The organism is Haladaptatus sp. SPP-AMP-3, assembly GCF_049568665.1.
In the GTDB taxonomy this organism is placed as follows: Archaea; Halobacteriota; Halobacteria; order Halobacteriales; family Haladaptataceae; genus Haladaptatus; species Haladaptatus paucihalophilus.
On the sequence record NZ_CP145897.1, the window covers coordinates 2,698,411 to 2,722,012 of the forward strand.

30 protein-coding genes and 2 tRNA genes are annotated in these 23,602 nt (G+C 62.2%); 26 read left to right on the forward strand and 6 right to left on the reverse strand.

Translation table 11 applies throughout. The annotated features are described in order from the left end of the window. Nucleotides 1–9 precede the first annotated feature (9 nt). A complete protein-coding gene (locus tag V5735_RS14750) occupies nucleotides 10–321 on the reverse strand; it encodes an MTH1187 family thiamine-binding protein (RefSeq protein WP_423744205.1) in 312 nt (103 codons plus the stop codon). A gap of 208 nt (nucleotides 322–529) precedes the next feature. On the opposite strand from V5735_RS14750, the gene V5735_RS14755 reads away from it, so the two are divergent. After that, the gene (locus V5735_RS14755) at nucleotides 530–6,379 is read left to right on the forward strand and encodes a S8 family serine peptidase (protein WP_423744206.1); all 5,850 of its coding nucleotides are present in this window, start codon (nucleotides 530–532) and stop codon (nucleotides 6,377–6,379) included. A 19-nt stretch (nucleotides 6,380–6,398) separates the two neighbouring features. On the opposite strand, the gene V5735_RS14760 is transcribed toward V5735_RS14755, so the two are convergent. The 3 genes from V5735_RS14760 to V5735_RS14770 all read right to left on the reverse strand — a co-directional run bounded on the left by V5735_RS14760 (nucleotide 6,399) and on the right by V5735_RS14770 (nucleotide 7,661). After that, nucleotides 6,399–6,848 (reverse strand): pyridoxamine 5'-phosphate oxidase family protein, encoded by a 450-nt coding sequence (locus V5735_RS14760; protein ID WP_423744207.1) that lies wholly within the window; start codon nucleotides 6,846–6,848, stop codon nucleotides 6,399–6,401. A 312-nt stretch (nucleotides 6,849–7,160) separates the two neighbouring features. Beyond that, nucleotides 7,161–7,231 (reverse strand) — tRNA-Gly (locus V5735_RS14765). A 359-nt stretch (nucleotides 7,232–7,590) separates the two neighbouring features. Next, nucleotides 7,591–7,661 (reverse strand) — tRNA-Gly (locus V5735_RS14770). 213 nt (nucleotides 7,662–7,874) lie between these two features. On the opposite strand from V5735_RS14770, the gene V5735_RS14775 reads away from it, so the two are divergent. From V5735_RS14775 to secY, 25 genes are all read left to right on the forward strand, one after another. Continuing rightward, a complete protein-coding gene (locus V5735_RS14775; protein WP_423744208.1) occupies nucleotides 7,875–8,717 on the forward strand; it encodes a putative RNA uridine N3 methyltransferase in 843 nt (280 codons plus the stop codon). A 4-nt stretch (nucleotides 8,718–8,721) separates the two neighbouring features. Beyond that, entirely contained in the window at nucleotides 8,722–9,738 is a 1,017-nt protein-coding gene (locus tag V5735_RS14780) for a 50S ribosomal protein L3 (protein WP_423744209.1), read from the forward strand. A gap of 3 nt (nucleotides 9,739–9,741) precedes the next feature. Then, nucleotides 9,742–10,488: a 50S ribosomal protein L4 gene (rpl4p, locus tag V5735_RS14785; protein ID WP_423744210.1), complete on the forward strand. Its 747-nt coding sequence runs from the start codon at nucleotides 9,742–9,744 to the stop codon at nucleotides 10,486–10,488. Continuing rightward, the gene (locus tag V5735_RS14790) at nucleotides 10,485–10,736 is read left to right on the forward strand and encodes a 50S ribosomal protein L23 (protein WP_007983507.1); all 252 of its coding nucleotides are present in this window, start codon (nucleotides 10,485–10,487) and stop codon (nucleotides 10,734–10,736) included. Before rpl4p ends, V5735_RS14790 begins: the two co-directional genes overlap by 4 nt. 2 nt (nucleotides 10,737–10,738) lie before the next feature. Beyond that, the gene (locus V5735_RS14795) at nucleotides 10,739–11,461 is read left to right on the forward strand and encodes a 50S ribosomal protein L2 (protein ID WP_231185234.1); all 723 of its coding nucleotides are present in this window, start codon (nucleotides 10,739–10,741) and stop codon (nucleotides 11,459–11,461) included. After that, nucleotides 11,458–11,883, forward strand: a complete 426-nt coding sequence (locus V5735_RS14800; RefSeq protein WP_423744211.1) for a 30S ribosomal protein S19 — start codon at nucleotides 11,458–11,460, stop codon at nucleotides 11,881–11,883. Before V5735_RS14795 ends, V5735_RS14800 begins: the two co-directional genes overlap by 4 nt. Before the next feature lie 3 nt (nucleotides 11,884–11,886). Then, entirely contained in the window at nucleotides 11,887–12,348 is a 462-nt protein-coding gene (locus V5735_RS14805) for a 50S ribosomal protein L22 (RefSeq protein WP_007983500.1), read from the forward strand. Continuing rightward, nucleotides 12,348–13,310, forward strand: a complete 963-nt coding sequence (locus tag V5735_RS14810) for a 30S ribosomal protein S3 (protein WP_423744212.1) — start codon at nucleotides 12,348–12,350, stop codon at nucleotides 13,308–13,310. The genes V5735_RS14805 and V5735_RS14810 overlap by 1 nt, the downstream gene beginning before the upstream one ends. Beyond that, on the forward strand, nucleotides 13,310–13,516 hold the full coding sequence (gene rpmC / locus V5735_RS14815) for a 50S ribosomal protein L29 (RefSeq protein ID WP_007983497.1): 207 nt from the start codon (nucleotides 13,310–13,312) through the stop codon (nucleotides 13,514–13,516). The genes V5735_RS14810 and rpmC overlap by 1 nt, the downstream gene beginning before the upstream one ends. Before the next feature lies 1 nt (nucleotide 13,517). Beyond that, nucleotides 13,518–13,946: a ribonuclease P protein component 1 gene (locus V5735_RS14820; protein WP_423744213.1), complete on the forward strand. Its 429-nt coding sequence runs from the start codon at nucleotides 13,518–13,520 to the stop codon at nucleotides 13,944–13,946. Then, nucleotides 13,937–14,269, forward strand: a complete 333-nt coding sequence (locus V5735_RS14825) for a 30S ribosomal protein S17 (RefSeq protein ID WP_423744214.1) — start codon at nucleotides 13,937–13,939, stop codon at nucleotides 14,267–14,269. Before V5735_RS14820 ends, V5735_RS14825 begins: the two co-directional genes overlap by 10 nt. Then, on the forward strand, nucleotides 14,269–14,667 hold the full coding sequence (locus V5735_RS14830) for a 50S ribosomal protein L14 (protein ID WP_007983491.1): 399 nt from the start codon (nucleotides 14,269–14,271) through the stop codon (nucleotides 14,665–14,667). Before V5735_RS14825 ends, V5735_RS14830 begins: the two co-directional genes overlap by 1 nt. After that, nucleotides 14,664–15,020: a 50S ribosomal protein L24 gene (gene rplX / locus V5735_RS14835; RefSeq protein ID WP_007983489.1), complete on the forward strand. Its 357-nt coding sequence runs from the start codon at nucleotides 14,664–14,666 to the stop codon at nucleotides 15,018–15,020. Before V5735_RS14830 ends, rplX begins: the two co-directional genes overlap by 4 nt. Next, a complete protein-coding gene (locus V5735_RS14840) occupies nucleotides 15,017–15,718 on the forward strand; it encodes a 30S ribosomal protein S4e (protein WP_423744215.1) in 702 nt (233 codons plus the stop codon). Before rplX ends, V5735_RS14840 begins: the two co-directional genes overlap by 4 nt. Continuing rightward, nucleotides 15,715–16,233: a 50S ribosomal protein L5 gene (locus V5735_RS14845; RefSeq protein WP_423744216.1), complete on the forward strand. Its 519-nt coding sequence runs from the start codon at nucleotides 15,715–15,717 to the stop codon at nucleotides 16,231–16,233. Before V5735_RS14840 ends, V5735_RS14845 begins: the two co-directional genes overlap by 4 nt. After that, nucleotides 16,230–16,406, forward strand: coding sequence for a 30S ribosomal protein S14 (locus V5735_RS14850; protein ID WP_007983484.1), 177 nt, complete (start codon nucleotides 16,230–16,232; stop codon nucleotides 16,404–16,406). The genes V5735_RS14845 and V5735_RS14850 overlap by 4 nt, the downstream gene beginning before the upstream one ends. Before the next feature lie 2 nt (nucleotides 16,407–16,408). Beyond that, the gene (locus V5735_RS14855) at nucleotides 16,409–16,801 is read left to right on the forward strand and encodes a 30S ribosomal protein S8 (RefSeq protein ID WP_007983482.1); all 393 of its coding nucleotides are present in this window, start codon (nucleotides 16,409–16,411) and stop codon (nucleotides 16,799–16,801) included. Between the two features lie 4 nt (nucleotides 16,802–16,805). Then, complete coding sequence (locus tag V5735_RS14860; protein ID WP_007983481.1) at nucleotides 16,806–17,342, forward strand: 50S ribosomal protein L6; 537 nt, start codon at nucleotides 16,806–16,808, stop codon at nucleotides 17,340–17,342. A gap of 3 nt (nucleotides 17,343–17,345) precedes the next feature. Beyond that, the gene (locus V5735_RS14865) at nucleotides 17,346–18,050 is read left to right on the forward strand and encodes a 50S ribosomal protein L32e (protein WP_423744217.1); all 705 of its coding nucleotides are present in this window, start codon (nucleotides 17,346–17,348) and stop codon (nucleotides 18,048–18,050) included. Further along, the gene (locus V5735_RS14870; RefSeq protein WP_423744218.1) at nucleotides 18,047–18,487 is read left to right on the forward strand and encodes a 50S ribosomal protein L19e; all 441 of its coding nucleotides are present in this window, start codon (nucleotides 18,047–18,049) and stop codon (nucleotides 18,485–18,487) included. Before V5735_RS14865 ends, V5735_RS14870 begins: the two co-directional genes overlap by 4 nt. Nucleotides 18,488–18,489: 2 nt before the next feature. Continuing rightward, nucleotides 18,490–19,044 carry a 50S ribosomal protein L18 gene (locus V5735_RS14875; protein WP_018128790.1) on the forward strand — a complete coding sequence of 185 codons (555 nt, stop codon included), beginning with the start codon at nucleotides 18,490–18,492 and terminating at the stop codon, nucleotides 19,042–19,044. A 1-nt stretch (nucleotide 19,045) separates the two neighbouring features. Beyond that, complete coding sequence (locus V5735_RS14880; RefSeq protein WP_423744219.1) at nucleotides 19,046–19,687, forward strand: 30S ribosomal protein S5; 642 nt, start codon at nucleotides 19,046–19,048, stop codon at nucleotides 19,685–19,687. Beyond that, a complete protein-coding gene (gene rpmD, locus V5735_RS14885) occupies nucleotides 19,687–20,151 on the forward strand; it encodes a 50S ribosomal protein L30 (RefSeq protein ID WP_069452841.1) in 465 nt (154 codons plus the stop codon). The genes V5735_RS14880 and rpmD overlap by 1 nt, the downstream gene beginning before the upstream one ends. Nucleotides 20,152–20,153: 2 nt before the next feature. Next, on the forward strand, nucleotides 20,154–20,642 hold the full coding sequence (locus V5735_RS14890; protein WP_069452842.1) for an uL15m family ribosomal protein: 489 nt from the start codon (nucleotides 20,154–20,156) through the stop codon (nucleotides 20,640–20,642). Between the two features lie 235 nt (nucleotides 20,643–20,877). Then, complete coding sequence (gene secY / locus V5735_RS14895; RefSeq protein ID WP_423744220.1) at nucleotides 20,878–22,347, forward strand: preprotein translocase subunit SecY; 1,470 nt, start codon at nucleotides 20,878–20,880, stop codon at nucleotides 22,345–22,347. A 309-nt stretch (nucleotides 22,348–22,656) separates the two neighbouring features. Here the strand turns inward: secY and V5735_RS14900 are convergent, their stop codons facing one another. After that, nucleotides 22,657–22,800 carry a hypothetical protein gene (locus V5735_RS14900; RefSeq protein WP_423744221.1) on the reverse strand — a complete coding sequence of 48 codons (144 nt, stop codon included), beginning with the start codon at nucleotides 22,798–22,800 and terminating at the stop codon, nucleotides 22,657–22,659. Nucleotides 22,801–22,868: 68 nt separating this feature from the next. After that, complete coding sequence (locus V5735_RS14905) at nucleotides 22,869–23,555, reverse strand: hypothetical protein (RefSeq protein ID WP_423744222.1); 687 nt, start codon at nucleotides 23,553–23,555, stop codon at nucleotides 22,869–22,871. Nucleotides 23,556–23,602: the final 47 nt, after the last annotated feature.

Consider the following 23,602-nt stretch of genomic DNA (forward strand, 5'->3'; position numbering starts at 1 on the left):
TATCCGAATTCAGCGCTCGCGTTTCGCCTCCCGTCCCAGTTCGTCCTCGACGGCTTCGACCTTCTCGCGTGCGCGCTGGTCGCGCGCACGCTTATCGTCTATTTTGAGTACCGTACTCACGCGGTCGCCGTCGACGGCTTCGTGGGCGGCCTGTGCCGCCGCGAACAGTTCGTTCGCCGAATCGGCTTCGATAACGGTGCCCATCGGATTCGTCTCGTAGGAGACGTCGAAGTCGTCCAGCGCGGCCACCGCCTTCGCCACTTCGCTCGCCATGCTTCCCTCGACGACCGGTGCGACCGACAGCAGTGCGATTACCGTCATGTGTTACGCGTCGGCTTCGATACTCCTGTACGTGTGGGTTGCGAACCGAACGTATCGCTGCGTGTCAGTTTCAACGCTGATAATTCCATCTAAAGATATAAGTCGAGACGTTATCTGACTTCCGACACGTACGAAAATGGACAGATATTCTGCGTGTCGATCTTCTGGTCGATCTGTCGGTGACGGTCTCCGACGGTCGGTCAAGACGATGCTCGTGTTGCTGAGCGTCGTCTTCGTCGTTTGTAGCACCGTTACACCCGCGATGGCGGCGTCGATGGGTGCAGCTTCTTTTTCGACCCAAACCGTTCCTCCATCGTCCACGACGGTTGCGGGGACGAACGGTACCAACGTGTCGGTGAGCCACTCCGCCTCGGCGAGTCCGACCGCGGTTGCGAACGTCACGCTCATCACCGGCCAGACGGTGCACGTCGTCGAGCGAGGTGATCGAACCCGCTATCGCGTCGATACCGACGTGCCGATGCACCGAGTTTCGAGTCGTGAGGGGACGTACATTTACCCGGACGGCGTGGACTTTCGGACGTTTGACCCGGCGCTCTTCAACGTCGACCTGCTCGTCGAGCAGAACCTCACCGACGCCGAAACGGGCTCGATTCCGGTCATCGCCAGCGTGAACGGTGACGAAGGTCGATACGCAGCCGATGGCAGTTCGGCGGCGGGAACCCCGGCGAGTACCCTCGATTCCGTGAGTGACGCCGACGTGACCCACTCGCTCCACAGCATCGACGGCGCATCCGCTTCGGTTTCGAAGGACGATGCCGCGCGGACGTACGAGCAACTCGCCCGAAGCGACGAAATCGAATCGGTCGTCCTCGACGCCAAATACGACGTCGCGCTGGACGAAACGGGTGACGTCGTAAACGCGACCGGCGCACGCCAGCGATACGGCGTGAGCGGGGACGGTATCACGGTCGGCGTGCTCGACACGGGTATCAACCAATCCCACCCCGACTTACAGGGGTCCGTCGTCCTCGAACGGGATTTCACCGGACAGGGAATCACGGACGACACGATGGGTCACGGGACGCACGTCGCGGGCATCATCGCTGGCGACGGGACCGCGAGCGGCGGACAGTACGTCGGAATGGCACCGAACGCCAGCCTCATCGACGCACGCGTCTGTCGGGACGACGGCTGTTACACCTCGGATGTCATCGACGGATTGGAATATGCGGTGGACAACGGGGCGGACGTCGTTAGCATCAGTATCGGCGGGACGGCCGTTAACTCCCGCTCCAACGACCGGTACACGGACGCGATGGCCTACGCCGAATCCCGCGACGTTCCGGTCGTCGTTGCCGCGGGGAACTCCGGTCCCGACTACAGCACCGTCGAAAGTCCGGGTATCCATCGCAACGTCATCACCGTCGGCGCGAGCGACAAGCACGGTGGAATCGCGTCCTTCTCCTCTCGCGGTCCGACCTCCGTCGGACGCTACTTGAAACCCGACGTGGTGGCTCCGGGTGTCGGCGTGATGAGCGCGGACGCGTCCTCGGACGGATACATCTCCATGAGCGGGACCAGCATGGCGACGCCCGTCGTGTCGGGGACGGTCGCGCTGATGCTCGATGAGCATCCGTCTTGGTCGGCGGACAGAATCAAGAACACGCTCGTCTCGACGGCCGACCCGCTCGGTCCGCAGGACGTGTACTCCCAAGGTGCTGGTCGAATCAACGCCAGCGAGGCGGTCGAAGGCGACGTGAGTATCGACCCGGGCATCGTCGATTTCGGCCGGATATCCGGCGCCGAAAACGTCACCCGCGTCGTGACCGTGACGAATCACGGTACCGCGAACCGGACGTTCAACGTGAGCGTCGGTGCGGAGGACATCCACGACGGGACGGCCGGGAACGTCTCCGTCGATCGGACGACGATTACGCTCACGCCGGGCAACAGTACCGACCTCACCCTCACCATCGTACCGACGGGTGGCACGTACTCCGGGCGCATTTCGCTCGACGGCGAGTACTCCGCCATCTTCGGCTACGAACAGTCGTTCGACCTCACCGTCGAGAAGAACGGAATCGGCGGGACGAGCGTTCGAAACGACGCCGTGTGGCTCGTTTCGAACGAAACCGGATCGACGCAGTACATCGGTTTCGACGGATACCGGTTCCTGAACGGGTCCGGGATGGTGACGTACCACCTCCCGACGAGCGGGTCGTACCACCTCCTCACCGACGGTATCGACGAGCAAACGGGCGAGTTCGTCACCATCTCGAAGGCGATAGACGTTTCGGGCGATCGGACCGTGACGCTCGACGAATCGAATACGGTCCGATACTCGTTCGATACGACCGCGGCGGAAACGCGGTACGGTCCGCTGGAGGCCCGCGATTCGACGGTGAGCTACGCTCGACGGTTGTCGTCGGGGTCGTACGGCGCATCGCTCCGCCACGCGCCGAACGCGACCGCTCGATTCAACACCGACGCTCGACTGAACGTCAGCGTCGGGTCCGCGTTCGTTCCGCCCGGGACGGCGACGGACGAACCGTTCAATTCGTCGGTGCTGTTCCACGTCGTCCATCAAACCGGCGGGGTAACGGGGTCCAGCGTCTATAGTGTCGACCCCGCGAAGTTGGGTCGGCGGAACGTGTCGTACTACTGGCCCGATTCCGTCTCCGAGCACTCGGTCGCCTCGTTCGTGACGAACGAACTGGGTGGATTGCCGGACGAGAGCTGGGTGTCCGCGGTCAGTCCGACCCCGGACGACCAGACGCTGTACGTGACGCCGGGTCTCGACTACGGGTTGTCGGCGACGGACACGGCACGGGACGGCTGGTATCTCGACCAGTGGAAACTGACGAGACTCGCCGCCGGTGAATCGATTGCCGACGACGTTGGACGTGGCCCCTACCTCGGGTCGTTCTGCCGCTGGCAGTTCGAGAGCGGCGTGGCGAACGACTCGCTCACGTTCACCCCCGCCATCCAAGTCGACCAGAGCGGTGTCGAGCGCAAATACAACGACAGCGTGTCCGACACCATCCGAACCTGCGTGAACGGCGCCTGTGACGAGTGGCACACCGACGATTGGCTCAACAGAAGCTACGGCGTGAACGTCTCGTCCGGTGACGACGTGACCATCACGACGGACGGCGTGAACGCGGCGACGCCCTTCTCGTCCCGAACGAAGACGACGTACCGAACCACGTACTCGCCCGGTACTGATAACACGCCGCCGAGATTCTCGCGGGTGAACGTCACGGGACTGACGAGGACGGGCATCGCCCACAACGGGACGGTCACCGTTCGATTCACCGTCAACGACGCGAGCACCGTCGCAAGCGAGGGCGTTCTCTTCGCCACCGGGAACGTCTATTCGACCCCGTTCAACGGGTCGGATGCGTGGTCGAGTGCGAACGTGACCGACCTCGGCGGCGGTGTCTACGAGGCGACGTACGATGTCGGCGGCTACGCGGGTCCCGTCAGCATCGCACTCGAAGCTGACGACGCGAACGGGAACCACATCGAGACGACTTCGTTCGGCGGGTTCGCGGTCGCGGACATTCGAAACCCGACGGTCAACGTCACCGCGGTCGGCACCGACGTCGATTCGTCCGCCCCACCCGGTAACCGGACGATGTACACGAACGGGACGCTCGTCGCCAACGCAACCGCCACCGGAACGCCGGGAGACGCACGGGCCGTTCGATACGTCCTGTCCGCCGATTTCGCCAGCTATCGAACAACGTTCCCGGCGGTGAGGACCGACGGCGCGAATTGGACCGCGACGATGGACCTCCGTTCGCTCCCGGACGATGGAAACTACTCCCTCAGCGCGTGGGCGGTGGACGACGGTTCGAACACCGAGCGGGTCGCAACGAACGCAACCGTCGTTCTCGACCGCTCGTCGCCGGAACTGGGCACGACGCTGGAACGACTGAACAAAACTCGCGGACGGGTGACGGTGCGGTCGGACGAGGCGCTTTCGTCCGTCCCCGACGTGACTGTGAACGGACCGAGCACCGTGCAAACGCCGACCGCCACGAAGAACGGCAGCGTCTGGGAGGCGTCGTTCAGCGTGCCGAAGGATGGCGAGTACGACGCGACAGTGGACGGTGCCGACCGCGTGGGTAACGTCGGGACCGCGAACGCGTCCGCCAACTTCTCGACGGTGAGCACGGTCAACGAGACGGTTACGGTGAAACTCGACAAATCGAACGTCTTCGTCCGTTTCGAGACGAACGAGAGCGTCAACGACTCCTTCGTGACGCTCACCGAGAGCCGATCCGAACTCGCGCCGCTCTCGCCGGACCTCGCGGGACTGTCGTTCCTGCACGGCCAGATAGGAAACCGACTCTCGGCGAACCTCACGAGCGCGACCATCGGCATTCCCGTAGAACGGCTCCGACTTCCGACGGGAACGACGACGGGCGACGTGACCATCAGCTACTACAACGAGTCCGTCGGAACGTGGCAAGTGCAGGACACCGACGTTCGGAACGTCACGCTTCGGGACGGGACGTTCGACGAGTATCTGGTGACGAACGTCACCCACTTCTCGACGTACGGGGCGGTCGTGAAAGACACCGACGCGCCGACCGTCACGTCGAGCGGTCCGGGCGGGACGCTCTCGTACGGCGTGCAAAACGCGACCGTTCGATTCGACTACTCGGACGCCATCAGCGGCGTCGACCCGAGCGGCGTCCAGTTGACCTTCGACGGTCGGTCCGTAACGGGCGACGCCGCGACGAACGTCACGAGCGAATACGCGACCTACGATGCGACCGGCCTCTCTCCAGGAACGTACACCGCGACCCTGCAGGTCGGCGACGTCGCGGGCAACGACGTCACGACGGGAACGACGTTCTCGATACCCGCGGACACCACGCCGCCATCGGTCGTGGGGACGTCGCTCGCCGACGGCGCGACGCTTCCCGCCGAGACGACCGACGTCAACATCGACGTGACGTTCGCAGACAACCAGAGCGGTCTCGACCCGAGCACTGCACGCGTCGTGTTGGACAGTTCGATAAACACCTCGGGGTCGTGGCTCGTTACCGGCGGCGACACCATCAGTTCGGGCGCCAGCGGTCTGACGGACGGAAGCACGCACACGTTCACCGCCGAGATGAAGGACAACGACGGCAACGTGCGGTCGAAGACCATTACCTTCTCCGTCGCCTCGTCCGGCGGTGGTGGCGGTGCTGGCGGCGGCAGTCAAGCGTCCGCGACCGTCGAAGCGGTCCCCGGACCGGACGGAACCGCCATCGACATCCTCGGCGGCATCGAGGGCCAGACCGCGTGGGCCGACCTCTCGAATCTCGAAACGAACGGTATCACGTTCGAACGCTACGGAATCGAGTTCGAACGACGGAGCAGCGCGTCGGTCACCGTGAACGCCGTACCGTCGCCACCGAAGGGGACCACCGAACTGAACGGCGCACTCGGCTACTTCACCGTCGATGAGGGGTATCTGATGCGTTCGGCGGTCGATACCACTCGACTCCGACTTTCGGTCTCGGAAGCCGACCTCCCAGCGGGTGCGAACGTCGGCGACGTCACCGTCTACCAGTTCCACGACGGAAAGTGGAACCCCGTGTGGAACATCCGGGACGGTTCCACGATTACCGCGGTCGCCCACCGCGTCGGACCGATGGCTGTCGGCGTCGAAACGGGCGCTCGCATCTCGATTACGGATACGGCGCTCAGTGCGGAGGACATCGCACCCGGTGACTCCGTTACCGTCTCCGCGACGGTCGAAAACACGGGCGGCTCGAAGGGGACGTTCGACGTCGCACTCACCGTCGGCGACGAGGCTGTCGAGCGAACGACCGTCAACCTCGACTCCGGGGCGTCGAAATCCGTCTCGTTCAGTCGAACGTTCGACGAAGCCGGAACGTACGACGTGACGGTCAACGACGTGACCGTCGGAAGCGTCCACGTCGCCGAGGCCGAGCAAAAGACCAGCACGGTCGCCGGTGGCACTTCCGGCGACACCGCCGGAGATAAAACGAGTTCCGAGAACGGTCAACCCGGATTCGGCGTCCTCGTCTCACTCCTCGCCGTCGCCGGTCTCGCCCTGCTCCGACGGCGATAACCGTCGGCCAACCGGTTGCTCAGTCTTTGGACGATACTTCCTTCCGACCTGACACCCGATTGGGAACGAGGCGGAACTGGTAGAACTCCACCTCCGAGGGCGGCTGCTCGAAGATGTCCACGAGCGGAATCTTCACGCCCCACATCTGTTGGACGGCAGCCGAATCGTACGGCAAGTCGGCCACCTCTTCGAGTCCGCCGGTCGCGACGACGCTTCGATACCCCTCGTCCGTCTCCTCGTACGTGACGAACGAAATGGGCCGGTCGATCCAATCCGCCTTTTCGCTGCTCGGCGGCACGGCGAGACGAAAGTAGAAATCCCCCGTCTCCCCGTAGTAGCCGTAGGATACCGGCAGTGAGAACGGCGGGTCCTCGCTCGCGGTGGAAAACGAAATAACGCCCGTTCCGCCGATTCCGAGGAAGTCGTTCAGCTCTTCGTCCGTCATCTGCACCCACCGAAGCCCCTGCATGCGAATCCGTACGACTCGATGGTAGAAAACGACTCGGCTGGATTTTCGTGGATAAAGTGGATGATGTAGCTTCGTCGCGCCGTGGAGAGAATCCGCTCGTGTGAAATAGCAGTCGTTCGCCGGGTTGCTCGCGATAGAAGTGCGCTGGCTGGGATTGTGAACCGGAGCAAGACGTTCCGGGATGCTCACTTCCCTTCGGTCGTTGCGCTTCCGGGCGTGCGACTCGTAGGATTCAAATCCCACGCGATTTCATCGCTCGCGTTTTGACGAGCACGCGTTACGCGGTGCTCGCCGAGTTGCTCACGATAGAAGTGCGCTGGCTGGGATTTGAACCCAGGTTGTGACCATGGCAAGGTCACGTGATACCACTACACTACCAGCGCGTTTCGTTCGTCGCCTGTTGCGACATTACAACCTTGCCACGGGTAGGTATAAATGCGTTACGCAAGCGAGGTGATAGGGTCGTCTCGGTCACACGATTTCGACGCGATAGGTCGCCGTCTTCGTGTTCGACCGTGCGCAAAACGAAGCGATGTCGTACGTCGCTCGCACGACAGCAGTCGCTCGGAGAACTGTGTTCGAAAAGTGCGCAGGTTGGGATTGTGAACTACGTCCAGACGGTCCCACTCACTTTGTTCGCGGGCGTGCGTCTGGTCTCATTCAAATCCAGTGGAAATTTCCCCTGACGCGTGGAGTAAGCGCCACCTAGCGGCGTCGCTTACCGGGTTGCTCGCGATAGAAGTGCGCTGGCTGGGATTTGAACCCAGGTTGTGACCATGGCAAGGTCACGTGATACCACTACACTACCAGCGCAGGGTTGCTTGCACTTTTCCGTATTCCCGACTACTGTATAAGACTTGCGAGTCGGCGTGCCGTTCGTGTGAAACTCACTCCCATACTCCTCTTGATTCCGATGATTTGGGGCGTGTGAATACGTCACGAGCCTAAATCGGAAGCGGCACTCTTTTAACCGTCACTACGAAAACTTCGCTACAGTCTAGTGATGTCGCGTCGAAGCGTCACGGTATGACCGTCAGCCTACTCGTACCATCGTCCCTCGTCCGGGAAGCCGAAGACAAACGCGAGGCAACTCGCAAAATCGGCTACGTCGCCCGCGCGGCGACCGTGTTCCGGGCGGATCGCTTGGTCGTCTTCCCCGACGGGGAAGGCGAACGCAAGTGGGGCGCTGGATTCGTCGAAACCATACTGAAGTACGCCGCCACACCGCCCTACCTCCGAAAGGAGGTATTCGGAAGGCGGGACGAATTGGAGTACGCGGGCATCCTACCGCCGCTCCGCGCCACATCACAGACCGGCTCCGAATCGGAGGGTTCGGGGTCGTTAAGACAGGGAATCGTGACCGAGGTCGGACCTGAAGGGCGCGTTCGGGTCAATTGCGGACTGCAACACCCGATCTCACTCGTCGTTCCGTCGCAAATGACGGTCGGCGAGGGAGAACGCGTTACCGTCAGGATCTCTTCGAGAAGACCGGTCCGTGCGAAGCTCGTGGACGTCCCCGTTCAGGGGCTCACAGTGATGCGCATGGACCTCTCGGCGGCCCTCGACCGAGACGATGCTGGCGTCAGAATCGCCACATCGCGTTACGGAGAACCGCTCTCCGTCGGACGGCTTGAAGAAGTCGTCACGCGAACGAACCGCGACGGGATGACCGTCGCATTCGGTTCGCCGGGTCGAGGACTGCCGGAGATATTCGGGGTCCCCCCCGAAGGTATCTCCGCGGTCGAATCCGGCGTACCAGCCCGGTTCGACCTCTGGCTGAATACGGTTCCGAATCAAGGCAGCGAGGTCATACGAACTGAAGAAGCGATGTTCGCCTCCCTCGCAAGCCTTACCCTCAACATCGAGTGATACGATGCCAGAAACAAGCAGACCACGCAAAGGTTCGCTGGGCTTCGGCCCCCGTAAGCGCGCGACGAGCGAAGTTCCGCGCTTCAACTCGTGGCCCGACAGTGACGGTCAGCCGTCGCTGCAGGGATTCGCGGGTTACAAGGCAGGAATGACCCACGTGGTGATGGTCAACGACGAGGCAAACTCCCCCCGCGAAGGGATGGAGGAGACCGTGCCGGTCACCATCGTCGAAACGCCCCCGATGCGGGCCGTCGCTCTTCGAGCCTACGAAGACACGCCGTACGGGAAGAAACCACTGACGGAAGTGTGGGGTTCGGAGTTCCACGACGAACTCGACCGCACGCTCAACGTTCCGGAGAACCACGACGCCGACGCCGCGGAGGACGAACTCCGCGCGGCCATCGAGGCAGGCGACGTGGCTGACCTCCGGGTCATCACACACACCGTTCCCAGCGACCTCAAGAACGTGCCGAAGAAACGACCGGACGTCATGGAAACGCGAGTCGGCGGCGGCTCCATCTCAGACCGCGCCGATTTCGCCCTCGAACTACTCGAAGACGGCGGGGAACACGACATCACTGACGTGTTCCGCGCGGGCGAGTACCTCGATACCAGTGGCGTCACGAAAGGAAAAGGAACGCAGGGTCCCGTCAAGCGATGGGGCGTCCAGAAGCGGAAGGGCAAACACGCCCGCCAAGGCTGGAGACGCCGCATCGGTAACCTCGGCCCGTGGAATCCGTCGCGCGTTCGCTCGACGGTTCCGCAGCTGGGTCAGACCGGGTACCACCAGCGTACCGAACTCAACAAGCGTCTCATCTCCCTCGGCGACGACGACGAGGCCTCCGTCGACGGCGGCTTCGTCAACTACGGCGAGGTGGATGGTCCGTACGCGCTGATCAAGGGTTCGGTGCCGGGCCCGAACAAGCGCCTCGTGCGCTTCCGCCCTGCCGTTCGACCGACCGACCAACCGCGCCTCGACCCCGAGGTGCGCTACGTAAGTACGGAGTCCAACCAGGGATAATCCATGCAGGCAACAGTACGTGACCTGAACGGCGAGGACGCTGATACGGTCGACCTGCCGGACGTGTTCGACACGACCGTCCGCACCGACCTCATCAAGCGTGCCGTGCTCGCCGCACAGGCAAACCGGAAACAGGACTACGGTACCGACCCCCACGCCGGGATGCGTACGTCCGCCGAGTCGCCGGGAAGTGGCCGCGGTATGGCCCACATCCCGCGAACGAACGGCCGGGCCGCTCGTGTGCCCAGCGCCGTCGGTGGCCGACCCGCACACCCGCCGAAAGCGGAGAAAGATCGCTCCCTCTCCATCAACAAGAAGGAGCGCAAACTCGCAGTCCGCAGCGCCATCGCGGCGACCGCGGACGCAGAACGCGTTGCAGAGCGCGGACACCGCTTCGACGAGGACGCGGAACTCCCCCTCGTCGTGAGCGACGACTTCGAAGACCTCGTGAAGACGCAAGAGGTCGTCTCCTTCCTCGAAGCGGTCGGCATCGACGCCGACATCGAACGCGCGGAGGAGAACAAGAAGGTTCGCGCCGGACGCGGGAAGACCCGTGGCCGCAAGTACAAGACGCCGAAGTCGATCCTGTTCGTCACCAGTGAGGAGCCGTCGCGCGCAGCGCGGAACCTCGCCGGTGCCGACGTCGCGACGGCGCGCGAGGTCAACGCGGAAGACCTCGCCCCCGGGACGCAGGCAGGACGATTGACCGTCTGGACCGAAAGCGCACTCGAGGAGGTGGCAGACCGATGAGCGTCGTCGAATATCCGTGGGTTACGGAGAAAGCGATGAACGAGATGGACTTCGACAACAAGCTCCAGTTCATCGTCTCGCTCGACGCGACGAAGCCGGAAATCCGCGACGAGATCGAGGACCGCTACGATGTCACCATCGAGAAGATCAACACCCAAGTCACAATGAACGGGAACAAGAAGGCGACCGTCTCGTTGTCGGACGACGACGACGCACAGGACGTTGCCTCCCGAATCGGGGTGTTCTGATAATGGGACGCAGGATTCAGGGACAGCGACGTGGCCGCGGTGGACCGACCTTCCGCGCACCGTCGCACCGATACAAGGCAGAACTGAGCCACAAGAACGCCGAAGACAGCGATCTGGTCACGGGAACGGTCGTCGGTATCGAACACGACCCCGCCCGAAGTGCACCGGTCGCGGCCATCGAGTTCGAGGACGGCGACCAGCGACTCGTCCTCGCACCCGAAGGCGTCGGCGTCGGAGAGGAGATTCAGGTCGGCGTTTCCGCCGAAATCAAGCCGGGCAACACGCTCCCGCTCGCCGAAATCCCGGAAGGGGTTCCGGTGTGCAACGTCGAGCGCCAGCCCGGTGACGGCGGTAAGTTCGCCCGCGCATCCGGCGTCGGTGCGAACCTCATCACGCACGACCGAGAGGCCGCCATCGTCGAACTCCCGAGCGGCGAAGTCCGACGACTTTCGCCCCAGTGCCGTGCCACCATCGGCGTCGTCGCCGGTGGCGGACGGACGGAGAAACCGATGGTCAAGGCCGGTAACAAGTATCACAAAATGAAGGCTCGCGGCACGAAGTGGCCGAACGTGCGTGGTGTGGCGATGAACGCCGTGGACCACCCGTTCGGTGGCGGTGGCCGTCAGCACCCCGGACGCCCGAAGAGCGTCTCCCGAGACGCTCCGCCGGGACGAAAGGTCGGAGACATCGCGTCCAAGCGAACCGGACGCGGAGGTAACAAATGAGCGGAAGCGATTATCGAACAGGACGCGAGGGTGAGTTCACCTATCGCGGCTACGATCTCGACGAACTGCAGGACATGAGTCTTGAGGAAGTCGCGGAACTGCTGCCCGCACGAATGCGGCGAAGCATCCTTCGCGGGTTGACCGTTGAGCAGGAGAAACTGCTCGAAAAGGCCCGTGACACGACGGCACAAGAATCGGCGAACAGCCCGATTCGGACGCACCTGCGCGACATGCCGGTGCTCCCATCGTTCGTCGAAAAGACGTTCGCCGTCTACAACGGCAGCGACTTCGAGCGCGTGCGAATCGAGCCGGAGATGTTGGGACACTACCTCGGTGAGTTCCAGCTGACCCGCACCTCCGTCGAACACGGGCAAGCGGGAATCGGTGCGACCCGCTCCTCGAAGTTCGTGCCACTCAAATAAACCATGGGAATCAGCTACAGCGTCGATGCCGACCCGGAGACAACCGCCAAGGGGATGCTCCGAGATCGGCACATGAGCCACAAGCACAGCAAGGCGATTGCCCGCGAGATAAAGGGCAAGACCGCCGGGGACGCGAAAGCGTACCTCCAGCAGGTCGTGAACGAAGAGCGGTCGGTGCCGTTTAAGCAGCACAACAGCGGCGTCGGCCACCGTTCGGACATCGACGGCTGGGACGCGGGTCGCTACCCCGAGAAGGCGAGCAAGGCGTTCATCGAACTCATCGATAACGTCACCGCGAACGCGGACGCCCAGGGGTTCGACGGCGAATCGATGGAGATCATGCACGTCGCCGCCCACAAGGTCGGCGAAGTGCAGGGACGAAAACCCCGTGCGTTCGGCCGCGCATCCGCGTGGAACACGCCCGAGGTCGACGTCGAACTCATCCTTGAGGAGGTCGACAACTAATGGCAGACGAACATCAGTTCATCGAAGACGGGCTTCAGCGCTCGCAGATAGACGAGTTCTTCGCGGAAGAACTCGGCCGAGCGGGCTACGGCGGCATGGACGTCGCCAAGACGCCGATGGGGACCCAGATCGTCCTCAAGGCCGAAAAGCCCGGTATGGTCATCGGAAAGGGCGGGAAGAACATCCGGAAGATCACCCGAGAACTCGGTGAGCGGTTCAACCTCGACGACCCGCAGATCGACGTTCAAGAGGTCGACGAACCGGACCTGAACGCTCGTATCGTCGCGGATCGACTCGCCAACGCGCTCGAACGCGGATGGTACTTCCGCAAGGCGGGTCACACGACCATCGACCGAATCATGGACTCCGGCGCACTCGGCGCCGAAATCGTCCTCTCCGGGAAGGTCACGGGTGCACGCTCGCGCGTGGAGAAGTTCAACCGCGGCTACATCAAGCACAACGGCGAACCCGCCCAGACCATCGTGGACCACGGGCAGGGCGTCGCAGTGATGAAACTCGGCACCATCGGTGTCGACGTGAAGATCATCCCGCCGGGAGCGGACCTGCCGGACGACTTCCAGATCGAAGAGGGTGCGAACCCCGAAGAACTCGTTCCCGATGCCGTCGAGGCCAACGAGGCCGCCGACCTCATCGAGGAACCGAGCGAGGACGAACTCGAAGAACTTCGCGCCGACGAGACTGAAGAATCGCCGGAACCCGGCGATGCCGACGTCGACGAAGAGGTCGTCGAGGAAGTCATCGAGGACGAGTCCGAAGCTGACGCCGACGAATCCGAAACCGAGTCCGTCGAGGAAGAACTCGACGAACTCGAAGAGGAAGTCGAGGCGGAAGCCGAGGAACTCCTCGAAGAAATGGAGAGCGAGGAGCAGGGCTCCTCGGAAAATTCGAGCGGTGACGAACCGCGAGAAGACGAAGAGACGGACGAGGAGGCTGAAGAATAATGGCTATTCTTCACACCTCGGAAATCCGCGACATGACGCCCGCAGAGCGCGAATCCGAACTCGAAGAACTCGAGACGGAACTGCTCAACGCGAAGGCCGTCAAAGCCGCGGGTGGTGCACCGGAGAACCCCGGTCGCATCAAGGAACTCCGTCGAACCATCGCTCGAATCAAGACGATTCAGCAAGAAGAAGGCGACCTCGAATAAGATGCCACTGACACCCGAGACGCTCACGAAACACGAACTCGTCGGCCTGCACGTGCGGGTCGTTTCGGCGGCGAATCCGTCCCTCGAAGCCATCGAAGGGCGGGTCGTTTCCGAGACGATGCGTACGCTTACCGTCGAGTCCACGTCTCGGTCGTGGCAGGTACCGAAGCAGGGCACGACGTTCGAATTCGAACTCACAAATGAAGCCGCCGTTTCCTGCAAAGGAACGGGGACTCCGTTCAAACGGGAGTCGGAAACTGCCGGAGGGAACTCCAGTCAGTCTGGCTCAGCCGTCGAGCGAAGCTCGGCGAACTCCGGGAAGCGATCCCGGAGCTGCGAGGGCGGAGCCTACGTTACGGTGGATGGCACGAATTTGCTCTCACGACCCGCATTGCGTACCGAAACTGGAGGTAATTCGAAATGGCGTTAGGATTGAATGTATCAGAACCGGAGGGGACCTGCTCCCACGAAGACTGCCCGTTCCACGGATCGCTTTCCGTGCGCGGACAGATCATCGAGGGCGAAGTCGCCTCCACTGACATGGACAAAACCGTTGTCGTCGAGCGAGAGTACGACGTTACAGTGCCGAAATACGATCGGCAGATGAAGCGTCGCTCCCGCGTTCCGGCCCACGCGCCGGAGTGCATGACGCTCGAAGTCGGCGACACGGTTCGTATCGCAGAAACCCGACCGCTCTCGAAGACGAAATCACACGTCGTCGTCGAGAACTTGACCGAGGAGGGTGACGAATAATGGAAGCACTGAAGGCCGACGTGACCCAGGGCGTCGAGAAAGGCTCCCTGCTCAACTGCGCCGACAACACCGGCGCACGAGAACTGAAGGTCATCAGCGTTTCCGGCTACCACGGCACGAAGAGCCGCCACCCCAAGGCGGGTATCGGTGACAAGATCACCGTGTCCGTCACGAAGGGGACGCCGGAGATGCGCCGTCAGGTGCTCGAAGCTGTCATCGTTCGACAGCGCAAATCCATCCGTCGCCCCGACGGCACGCGTGTCAAATTCGAAGACAACGCGGCCGTCGTCATCGACGACGTGGAAGAGCCGCGAGGGACCGAAATCAAGGGTCCCATCGCGCAGGAAGTCGCAGAGCGGTTCGGAAGTATCGCAAGCACAGCTACGATGATAGTATGACTCGACAACCACGCAAACAGCGAAACCAGACCGAACGCGCACCGCTCCACGAGCGGCACAAGCAGGTCAAAGCCACGTTGTCGGACGACCTCCGCGAGGAGTTCGACCAGCGCAGCGTCCGCGTCAACGCGGGCGACACGGTCGAAGTCATGCGCGGCGATTTCGCCGGTGAAGAAGGCGAAGTCACCTCCGTCGACCTAAAGAAGGCAGTCGTCTTCGTCGAGGACGTTACCCTCGAAAAGGCCGACGGTGAGGACGTCCCGCGACCGCTCGAAGCGAGCAACGTCCGCGTGACCGACCTCGACCTGTCCGATGACCGCCGCGAGGCGCGTCTGGAAGGTGATTCCGAATGAGCAACCATCAGAAACGACTCTCCGTTCCGAAATCCTGGCCGGTCGAGCGAAAGACCGCCACGTTCACCGTGAAGGCCGGTGCCGGTCCGCACGGTCGTGACGGCGTTCCGCTCCTCATCATCATGCGGGACGTACTGGGCTACGCAGCATCGAAGAAGGAAGCCCGCTACGCGCTCAACCAGGATGCCGTTCTCGTGAACGGACAACCAGTGAGTGACGAACAGCGACCCATCGGTATGTTCGACATCCTCGCGTTCACCGAACGCGAAGAGTACTACCGCGTCTTCCCCGACGAGGGCGGTCGCCTCGCGCTGACCCCCATCGACGAGGATGCGGCGGACGGCCGACTGGCGAAAATCGAGGACAAGACGAACGTCCCCGGTGGCGAAACGCAACTCAATCTCCACGACGGCAGCAACCTTCGTGTCGAGTCCGACTCGGACTACAATACGAAAGATTCCATCGTCCTCGGGAACGAGGACAAGGACATCCTCGCACACTTCCCGTACGAGGAAGGCTGTCTCGTCACCGCCGTTCGCGGGCAACACGCCGGTGAAATCGGCGAAGTCACCGACATCACGGTGACGCCCGGCAGCGGTTCGAACACCGTCGCCGTCGAAGGCGACGACACAGCGTTCGAGACCGTCGAGGAGTACCTCGTTGTCATCGACGAGAACTTCACGGGTGATGACGAATGAGCGAAGCCGAATTCCACGAGATGCGAGAGCCGAAAGTGGAGAAGATCGTCGTCCACATGGGCGTCGGCGAAGGCGGTCGCGAACTCGCCAACGCCGAGGAGATCCTCGAAGACGTGACGGAACAACAGAGCGTCCGCACGTTGGCGAAGTCCACGCTCCCCGACTTCGGTATCCGTCAGGGCGACCCCATCGGTGCGAAGGTGACGCTCCGTGGCGAGGACGCACACGACTTCCTCGAAACGGCGCTCCCGCTCGTCAGCCTCTCGTCGAACCAGTTCGACGACACGGGCAACTTCAGCTTCGGTATCGACGAGCACACCGAGTTCCCGAGTCAGGAGTACGACCCGAACGTCGGAATCTACGGGCTTGACGTCACCGTCAACCTCGTTCGACCGGGCTACCGCGTCGCCAAGCGCGACAAGGTCACCCGCAAGATTCCGTCGAACCACCGTCTGACAGCCGAGGACGCGCTCGCGTTCCTGCAGGCCAACTTCGACGTTGAGGTGGATGAATGAGCGAAAGTGAGAACGACTCGACCGGCGAGCATTCGACCAAGCGCACTGGCCAACTCGAAACGTGCCAACGATGTGGTCGAAAGCAGGGACTGGTCGGAAAGTACGATATCAATCTGTGTCGCCAGTGCTTCCGCGAAATCGCACGCGACATGGGATTCAGGAAGTACCGATAACTATGGCAGGAAACGACCCCCTCAGCAACGCACTCTCCGGCGTGGACAACGCCGAAGGTGTCGGTCATCTGTCCCACACGGTACAGCCCGCCTCGAACGAGATCGGCAGCGTGCTCGAGGTCTTCTACGACCACGGGTACATCGACGGCTTCGACTTCGTCGACGACGGTAAAGCCGGTCGCTTCGAGATCGAACTAAAAGGCGCTATCAACGAATGTGGCGCGGTCAAGCCCCGCTATTCGGTGGGCAAAGACGACTTCGAGAAGTGGGAGAAGCGGTTCCTCCCCGCCCGAGACTACGGGGCACTCGTCGTCACGACCAGCCACGGCGTCATGAGCCACTACGAGGCCCGCGAGAAGGGAATCGGTGGCCAAGTCATCGCATACGTCTACTAGAATCATGCCACGAGTAGAAATAGAAATCCCGGACGAGGTGTCCGCTGATGTGGACCACCTCGACGTGACCATCGAAGGGCCGGAAGGGTCCGTCACGCGACGGCTCTGGTACCCGGACGTGAGTGTCACCGTCGAGGACGACGCAGTGGTCGTAGAGAGCGACGCCACCGACGCCAAAACGAAGGCGACGATGGGCACGTTCGAGAGCCACGTGCGAAACATGATCCACGGCGTCAGCGAGGAGTGGGAGTACAAGATGGAAGTCTTCTACTCTCACTTCCCGATGCAGGTACGTTCCGAGGGCGACGAAGTCGTCATCGAGAACTTCCTCGGTGAGAAAGCGCCGCGACGAACGGGTGTCCACGGTGACACCGTCGTCGAGGTCAACGACGAGGAACTGTTCCTGCGCGGCCCGAGCATCGAGGATGTCGGCCAGACCGCCGCAGACATCGAACAACTCACCCGCGTGTCGGGTAAAGACACGCGCGTGTTCCAAGACGGCGTTTACATTACGGAAAAGCCGTCCACGGGAGGTGCCTGATAGATGGCAGACGAACCAGAAGGAATCGAAGACATCAGCGGTGTCGGCGAGAGCAAGGCCGAATCGCTCCGTGAGGCTGGCTACGAGTCCGTCGAGGATATCAAGGCGGCCAGTCAGGACGACCTCGCGGAAGTCGACGGCATCGGCAACGCGCTCGCTGCCCGTATCAAGGCGGACGTCGGCGGCCTCGAAGTCGAAGAGGAGACCGAAGCCGAGATCGAAGAGGAGGAACCGGAGGCCGAAGAAGAACCGGCCGAAGAAGTCGAAACCGAACTGCAGCCGCGCGGTCTGACGGAGAAGACGCCCGACCTTGACGACGAGGAAGCGCGACTTCTCGAACAGCGACGACGCGTCGGCAAACCGCAGTTCAATCGACAGGACTACCACAAGAAAAAGCGCACGCCGGAATCGTGGCGCAAGCCCCGCGGAAACCTCAGCAAGCAGCGCCGAGGTATCAAGGGCAAGGGCGACATGGTTCAGGCTGGCTACCGCACGCCGAAGTCCGTCCGGGGCAAGCACCCGAGCGGCTTCGAGGAAGTTCGCGTTCACAACGTCGACGACCTCGACGGCGTGGACGGCGACGTCGAAGCGGTTCGAATCGCCTCGAAAGTCGGTGCTCGCAAGCGCGAGCGTATCGAGGAAGTCGCTGAAGAAGAAGGCATTCGCGTTCTCAATCCGACCTACGTCGAAGTGGAGGTAGAAGAATGAGTGACCTGAGTGCACAGAAGCGACTCGCCGCAGACGTACTCGACGTCGGGAAGAACCGCGTTTGGTTCGACCCCGACGCGCAGGGTGCCATCGCGGACGCGATCACCCGCGAGGACATCCGCGAACTCGTCGACGACGGGTCGATTCAGTCGAAGGACGCAAAGAGCAACTCCCGCGGTCGTGCCCGTGAGCGCAACGCGAAGCGCGCCTACGGTCACCGAACCGGCCCCGGCACCCGTAAGGGGAAGAAGGGCGGCCGCAAGGACTCGAAAGAGGAGTGGACGAACCAAATTCGCGCACAGCGACGCAAACTACGCGAACTCCGTGCCGAGGGCGAAATCACGCGGACGCAGTACCGCGCCCTGTACGATAAGGCCAAAGGCGGGGAGTTCCGTAGCGTGCAATACCTGCTGAACTACATAGAGAACAACTACTAACAATGGCAACTGGACCACGATACAAGGTGCCGATGCGCCGCCGCCGTGAGGTCCGGACTGACTACCATCAAAGGTTGCGCCTGCTGAAATCGGGCAAGCCACGTCTGGTCGCTCGGAAGAGCAATCAGCATGTCAGGGCACAGCTGGTCACGATGGGTCCCGACGGCGACAACACAGTTGCGAGTGCGTACTCCGGCGATCTGGAGGAGTACGGCTGGGAAGCCCCCACGGGCAACCTCCCCAGCGCGTACCTCACCGGATATCTGCTCGGCAAACGCGCACTCGACGCTGACTACGAGGAGGCAGTCCTCGATATCGGTCTCAACACGGCGACGCCCGGCAGCAAGGCGTTCGCAGTACAGGAAGGTGCAATCGACGCTGGCCTCGACATCCCGCACAACGAAAGCGTGATGGCGGATTGGTCGCGCAACCGCGGCGAGCACATCGCCGACTACGCTGAACAGCTGGACGAGCCGCTGTACAGCGGGGATTTCGACGCCACAGAACTACCCGAGCATTTCGACGAAGTGCTCTCGAACCTGCAGGAGGACGAATAATATGAGTAACAGAAACGGCTGGCAACCCCAGACCCGTCTCGGCCGCAAGGTCGTCGAAGGCGACATCGAGACGATGGAGGAAGCGCTGAACTCCGGGCTTCCGCTCAAGGAGCCGGAGCTCGTCGACCAGCTCCTCCCCGGTCTCGAAGACGAAGTGCTGGACATCAACATGGTCCAGCGCATGACCGACTCCGGTCGGCGGGTGAAGTTCCGCTGCGTCTGTGCTATCGGCAACCGCGACGGCTTCGTCGGCTACGCGGAAGGTCGAGACGACCAGGTCGGTGGTGCCATCCAGAAGGCTATCGACATCGCAAAGCTGAACATTATCGACGTTCCCCGCGGCGCAGGGTCGTGGGAGGACCGAAGCGACCGACCGCACTCGCTCACCCACCGGACGACCGGCAAGGCGGGCAGTGTGGAAGTCGAACTCATCCCGGCACCCGCCGGACTGGGACTTGCGGCGACCGACACCGTCCGCAAAATCCTCGAACTCGCGGGCGTCGAGAACGCGTGGACGAAGAGCCACGGCAACACGCGAACGACTCTCAACCTCGCCAAGGCGACGTACAACGCGCTGGAGAACGCCTCCCAGGCGCGCGGCCCGCGGGCCCGTCCCGACGAGGAACCGGAGGTGGCTGACTGATGGAAGCAGTCGTCCAGATTCGCGGCGAGGTCAACATGGACCAGGACATCCGTGACACCCTCTCGATGCTCAACATCCACAAGGTCAATCACTGCGCGCTGGTCCCGGAATCGGAGACCTACCGCGGCATGATCACCAAGGTCAACGACTTCGTTGCCCACGGGGAACCCGACCAGGACGTTCTGGAGACGGTTCTCTCGAAGCGAGCGCAGCCGCTCGAAGGCAGCGACGACGTGGACGACGAGTGGATCGCGGAGAACACCGACTACGACGACATTGCCGACCTCGCGGGCGCGCTCCTCGACGACGAGACGACGCTCCGCGAGCAGGGCCTGACGCCAGTCCTCCGACTTCATCCACCGCGCGGTGGACACGAGGGCATCAAACACCCCACGAAAGAGGGTGGCCAGCTCGGCAAACACACGACCGAGGAGATCAGCACGCTCCTCGAGGCGATGCGATAACCATGACGAGCAAGAAACGACGACAGCGTGGCTCGCGGACGCACGGGGGCGGAACCCACAAGAACCGTCGCGGTGCCGGTCACCGCGGTGGTCGCGGACGCGCAGGTCGCGCCAAACACGAGTTCCACAACTACGAACCGCTCGGAAAGCACGGGTTCTCCCGACCCGAAGACGCGCAGGAGACGGTGCTCACCGTGTCCGTGCAGAAACTCGACGAAGACGCCGCACTCTACGCGGCGGAGGGAGTCGCCGAGGAGACCGACGACGGCTACCAGCTCGACGCACGCGATGTCGTCGACGACGGCTGGGACGTCGACGCCGTGAAGGTGCTCGGCGACGGGCAGGTTCGCAACAGCCTCGACGTCACCGCGGACGCCTTCTCGGCGAGCGCGGTCGAACTCATCGAGGAAGCCGGCGGCGACGCCGTGCTGAGCGAACGAGCCGAAGAAGAGGAGTTCGGCGGCAGCGACGACGAAGACGACGCGGAATAATTCCGTTCGTCGGTCGTATTTTTTGCGACGTCGTTTCGGTCAGTGGCGACTCCGTGCGGTGTCTCGTTCGGGCATCGTCGGTGTGGACGACATGTCGAGCCACGCCGCTGACACGCCGACGAGCGAAAACGTGAGACCGGATTCTGTAGGCGTCTCCGTACTTTATGGTATCCATCTTCGTCGGTGACGCGAGTCGAAGGAGATACATGTAGGGAGCTTCGAATTGATGTTGAACATGGGTTGGAAAGAGACTGCTGAACCAGTCCTCACAAGAATGCCCGCCGTCCAGCGCCCGGAGGGACATATTCCCTTCAAGCGCAAGCTAATGTGGACGGGGGGCGTGTTGCTGCTGTATTTCTTCCTGACGAACGTCTACCTGTACGGAGCGGACCAAAGTGCTGATATCTTCGGCAACTTCCGGTCGCTCCTCGCCGGTGGACAGGGAACCGTCCTACACCTCGGTATCGGACCGATAGTCACTGCGAGCATCGTCTTGCAGTTGCTCGGCGGTGCCGACCTGTTGGGACTGGACACCAGCGACCCCCGCGACCAGGTGCTCTATCAGGGCCTCCAGAAGCTGCTGGTCGTCGTGATGATCTGTCTCACCGGTCTCCCGATGGTCTTCGTCGGCGGCTTCCTCCCGGCCAACGAAGCCGTCGCACAGAACCTCGGTATCGGTACGTTCGGCGTCCAGTGGCTCATCTTCGCCCAGATCTTCGTCGGCGCGATCCTCGTCCTGTTCATGGACGAAATCGTCAGCAAGTGGGGCGTCGGGAGCGGTATCGGGCTGTTCATCGTCGCCGGTGTCAGCCAGCGCCTCATCGGGGGTCTCATCTCGCCGCAGGGCATCGGCTCTTCCGTCGGTGTCATTCCGCAGTGGATCAGCATCATCACCGGAAGCGCACAAAACGTCCCGTCCCTGCTCACGTCGGGCGGGATTCAGTACATGCTGTTCGGCGGCGGCCAACTGCTTGCCCTCGCCACGACGGTGCTCATCTTCGTCATCGTCGTGTACGCCGAAAGCGTGCGGGTCGAGATTCCGCTGAGTCACGCACGAGTGAAAGGTGCCCGCGGTCGCTTCCCCGTGAAGCTCATCTACGCGAGCGTCCTGCCGATGATTCTCGTCCGCGCCCTCCAGGCGAACATCCAGTTCCTCGGGCGCATCCTGAACAGGCAGCTCGGGGGTCTACCGGCGTGGCTCGGTTCGTACAACCAGTACGGCAGTCCCACCGGTGGATTGTTCTACTACTTCGCGCCCATCCATAGTCCGAACGATTGGATGTGGTGGGCGGGCGGTGCGGGCGGGCACGCGGCGTGGGAGGTCCTGCTCCGCGTCGCCATCGACCTCGGCTTCATGGTTGTCGGCGGGGCCATCTTCGCCATCTTCTGGGTGGAGACGGCCGACATGGGTCCCGAAGCGACCGCGAAGCAGATTCAGAACTCCGGGATGCAGATTCCCGGTTTCCGCCAGAACACCGGCGTCATCGAGAAGGTGATGGAGCGCTACATCCCGCAAGTCACCGTCCTCGGCGGCGCGCTGGTCGGCCTGCTGGCCGTCATGGCGAACATGCTCGGCACCATCGGTGGCACCTCCGGGACGTCGCTGCTGCTCGCCGTCTCCATCACGTACAAGCTGTACGAGGAGATAGCGGAGGAGCAGCTGATGGAGATGCATCCGATGATGCGCGAGATGTTCGGCGGATAGAACGAACCTCCTTCTCAGCGTATTGTGTAACCGTGACGCGGTGTTTTACGTCGCGTCGGCAATTGGGCGAGCGAATGCGAATCGCTCGACGCCACTGACCCGTAGAACGGTCACATTCTTGCGGAACGTCTCCCGAGGTTTCGGTTCGTCTCCGCGGAGTCATCCGTTCCCTCGGTTCGCGTCACTCGTTTCCGCTCCGCTTTCGTCTTCGGGTTGTGGAAACGGGCGGGAAGCGTCGTCTCTCCGATTTGGGTGCGGAGACACTGCTCCCGGTACATCGATACCTGTTTCGAACGTCGGAGGACGAGATTAGCGGCGAAGACGTCGAATGAAACGGGAGAGCGACGGTGCAACCCACTCTCTGACGGTGTTCGACTGGACGTCGGCATCCTTCGTGTTCGCCTCGGTAGTCGTCACCTCGGCCGTCGAAGTCGATTGTTGAGTGGCTGCCATTACGATTGGTTACCTCTGCCACCATTATAAAGCTTTCAATCGGTCAGCCATTCGGGACGAACGCCGCGTCAGTCGTTCGCTCCGTTGGCTGCACGATCTCGAACGTGGTCGTAGACGACGTACGTGATGGCGACCATCACGCCCCCCATCAGTAGATGGTCCATCGTATCGAGGGTCGATATCTGGTTCGCTAAGACGGAGCCGACGACGAAATAGAGGAGGCTGAAAAATATGCACATCTTACAGTTGAACAGTCGCGTGTGGTCCAACTCGATTTCGTTGTCGTTGTTCCGAACCCACCCGGGAACTTTCTTGTTTATTTCACGCTTCGCGTCCTCTACGGACGTCTCTTCGCTAATCTCGTTTCTGAGGTACTCGGCGCTCGGACCGCTCGCGATACTCGTTCGGTGGTACGCGAGAACCGCATAGAGAAATGCGGCCGCCAGGAACGCGAGACAGAGAACCGTGTACTCGTTTACGAAGAGGCCGAGCTTTAGCCCGCTATTCGATGGTTTTGCGCTGATCCGCGCGACGACGAGGATCGCACCCGAGTAGAGCGTGAAGATGACGCCGAGTAATCGGATGAGATTGGCCGCTTTCTCGTTCTGTTGTTGGCTCTCCCGTTTGCGGCGTCCGAGGATATTCATGTTCTCGGTATAGACGAACTCGACGAGCGTCTCTTCGTCGGCGTCGCGTGCCCCCCTCGAATCGGGTGAGTCAGTGGTCGGTGCCGTTTCAACGGATTCTTCCGCCATCCTTCGTTCGAGAATCAGAGTGAATCATAAAAAAGAAGTCGGATTTG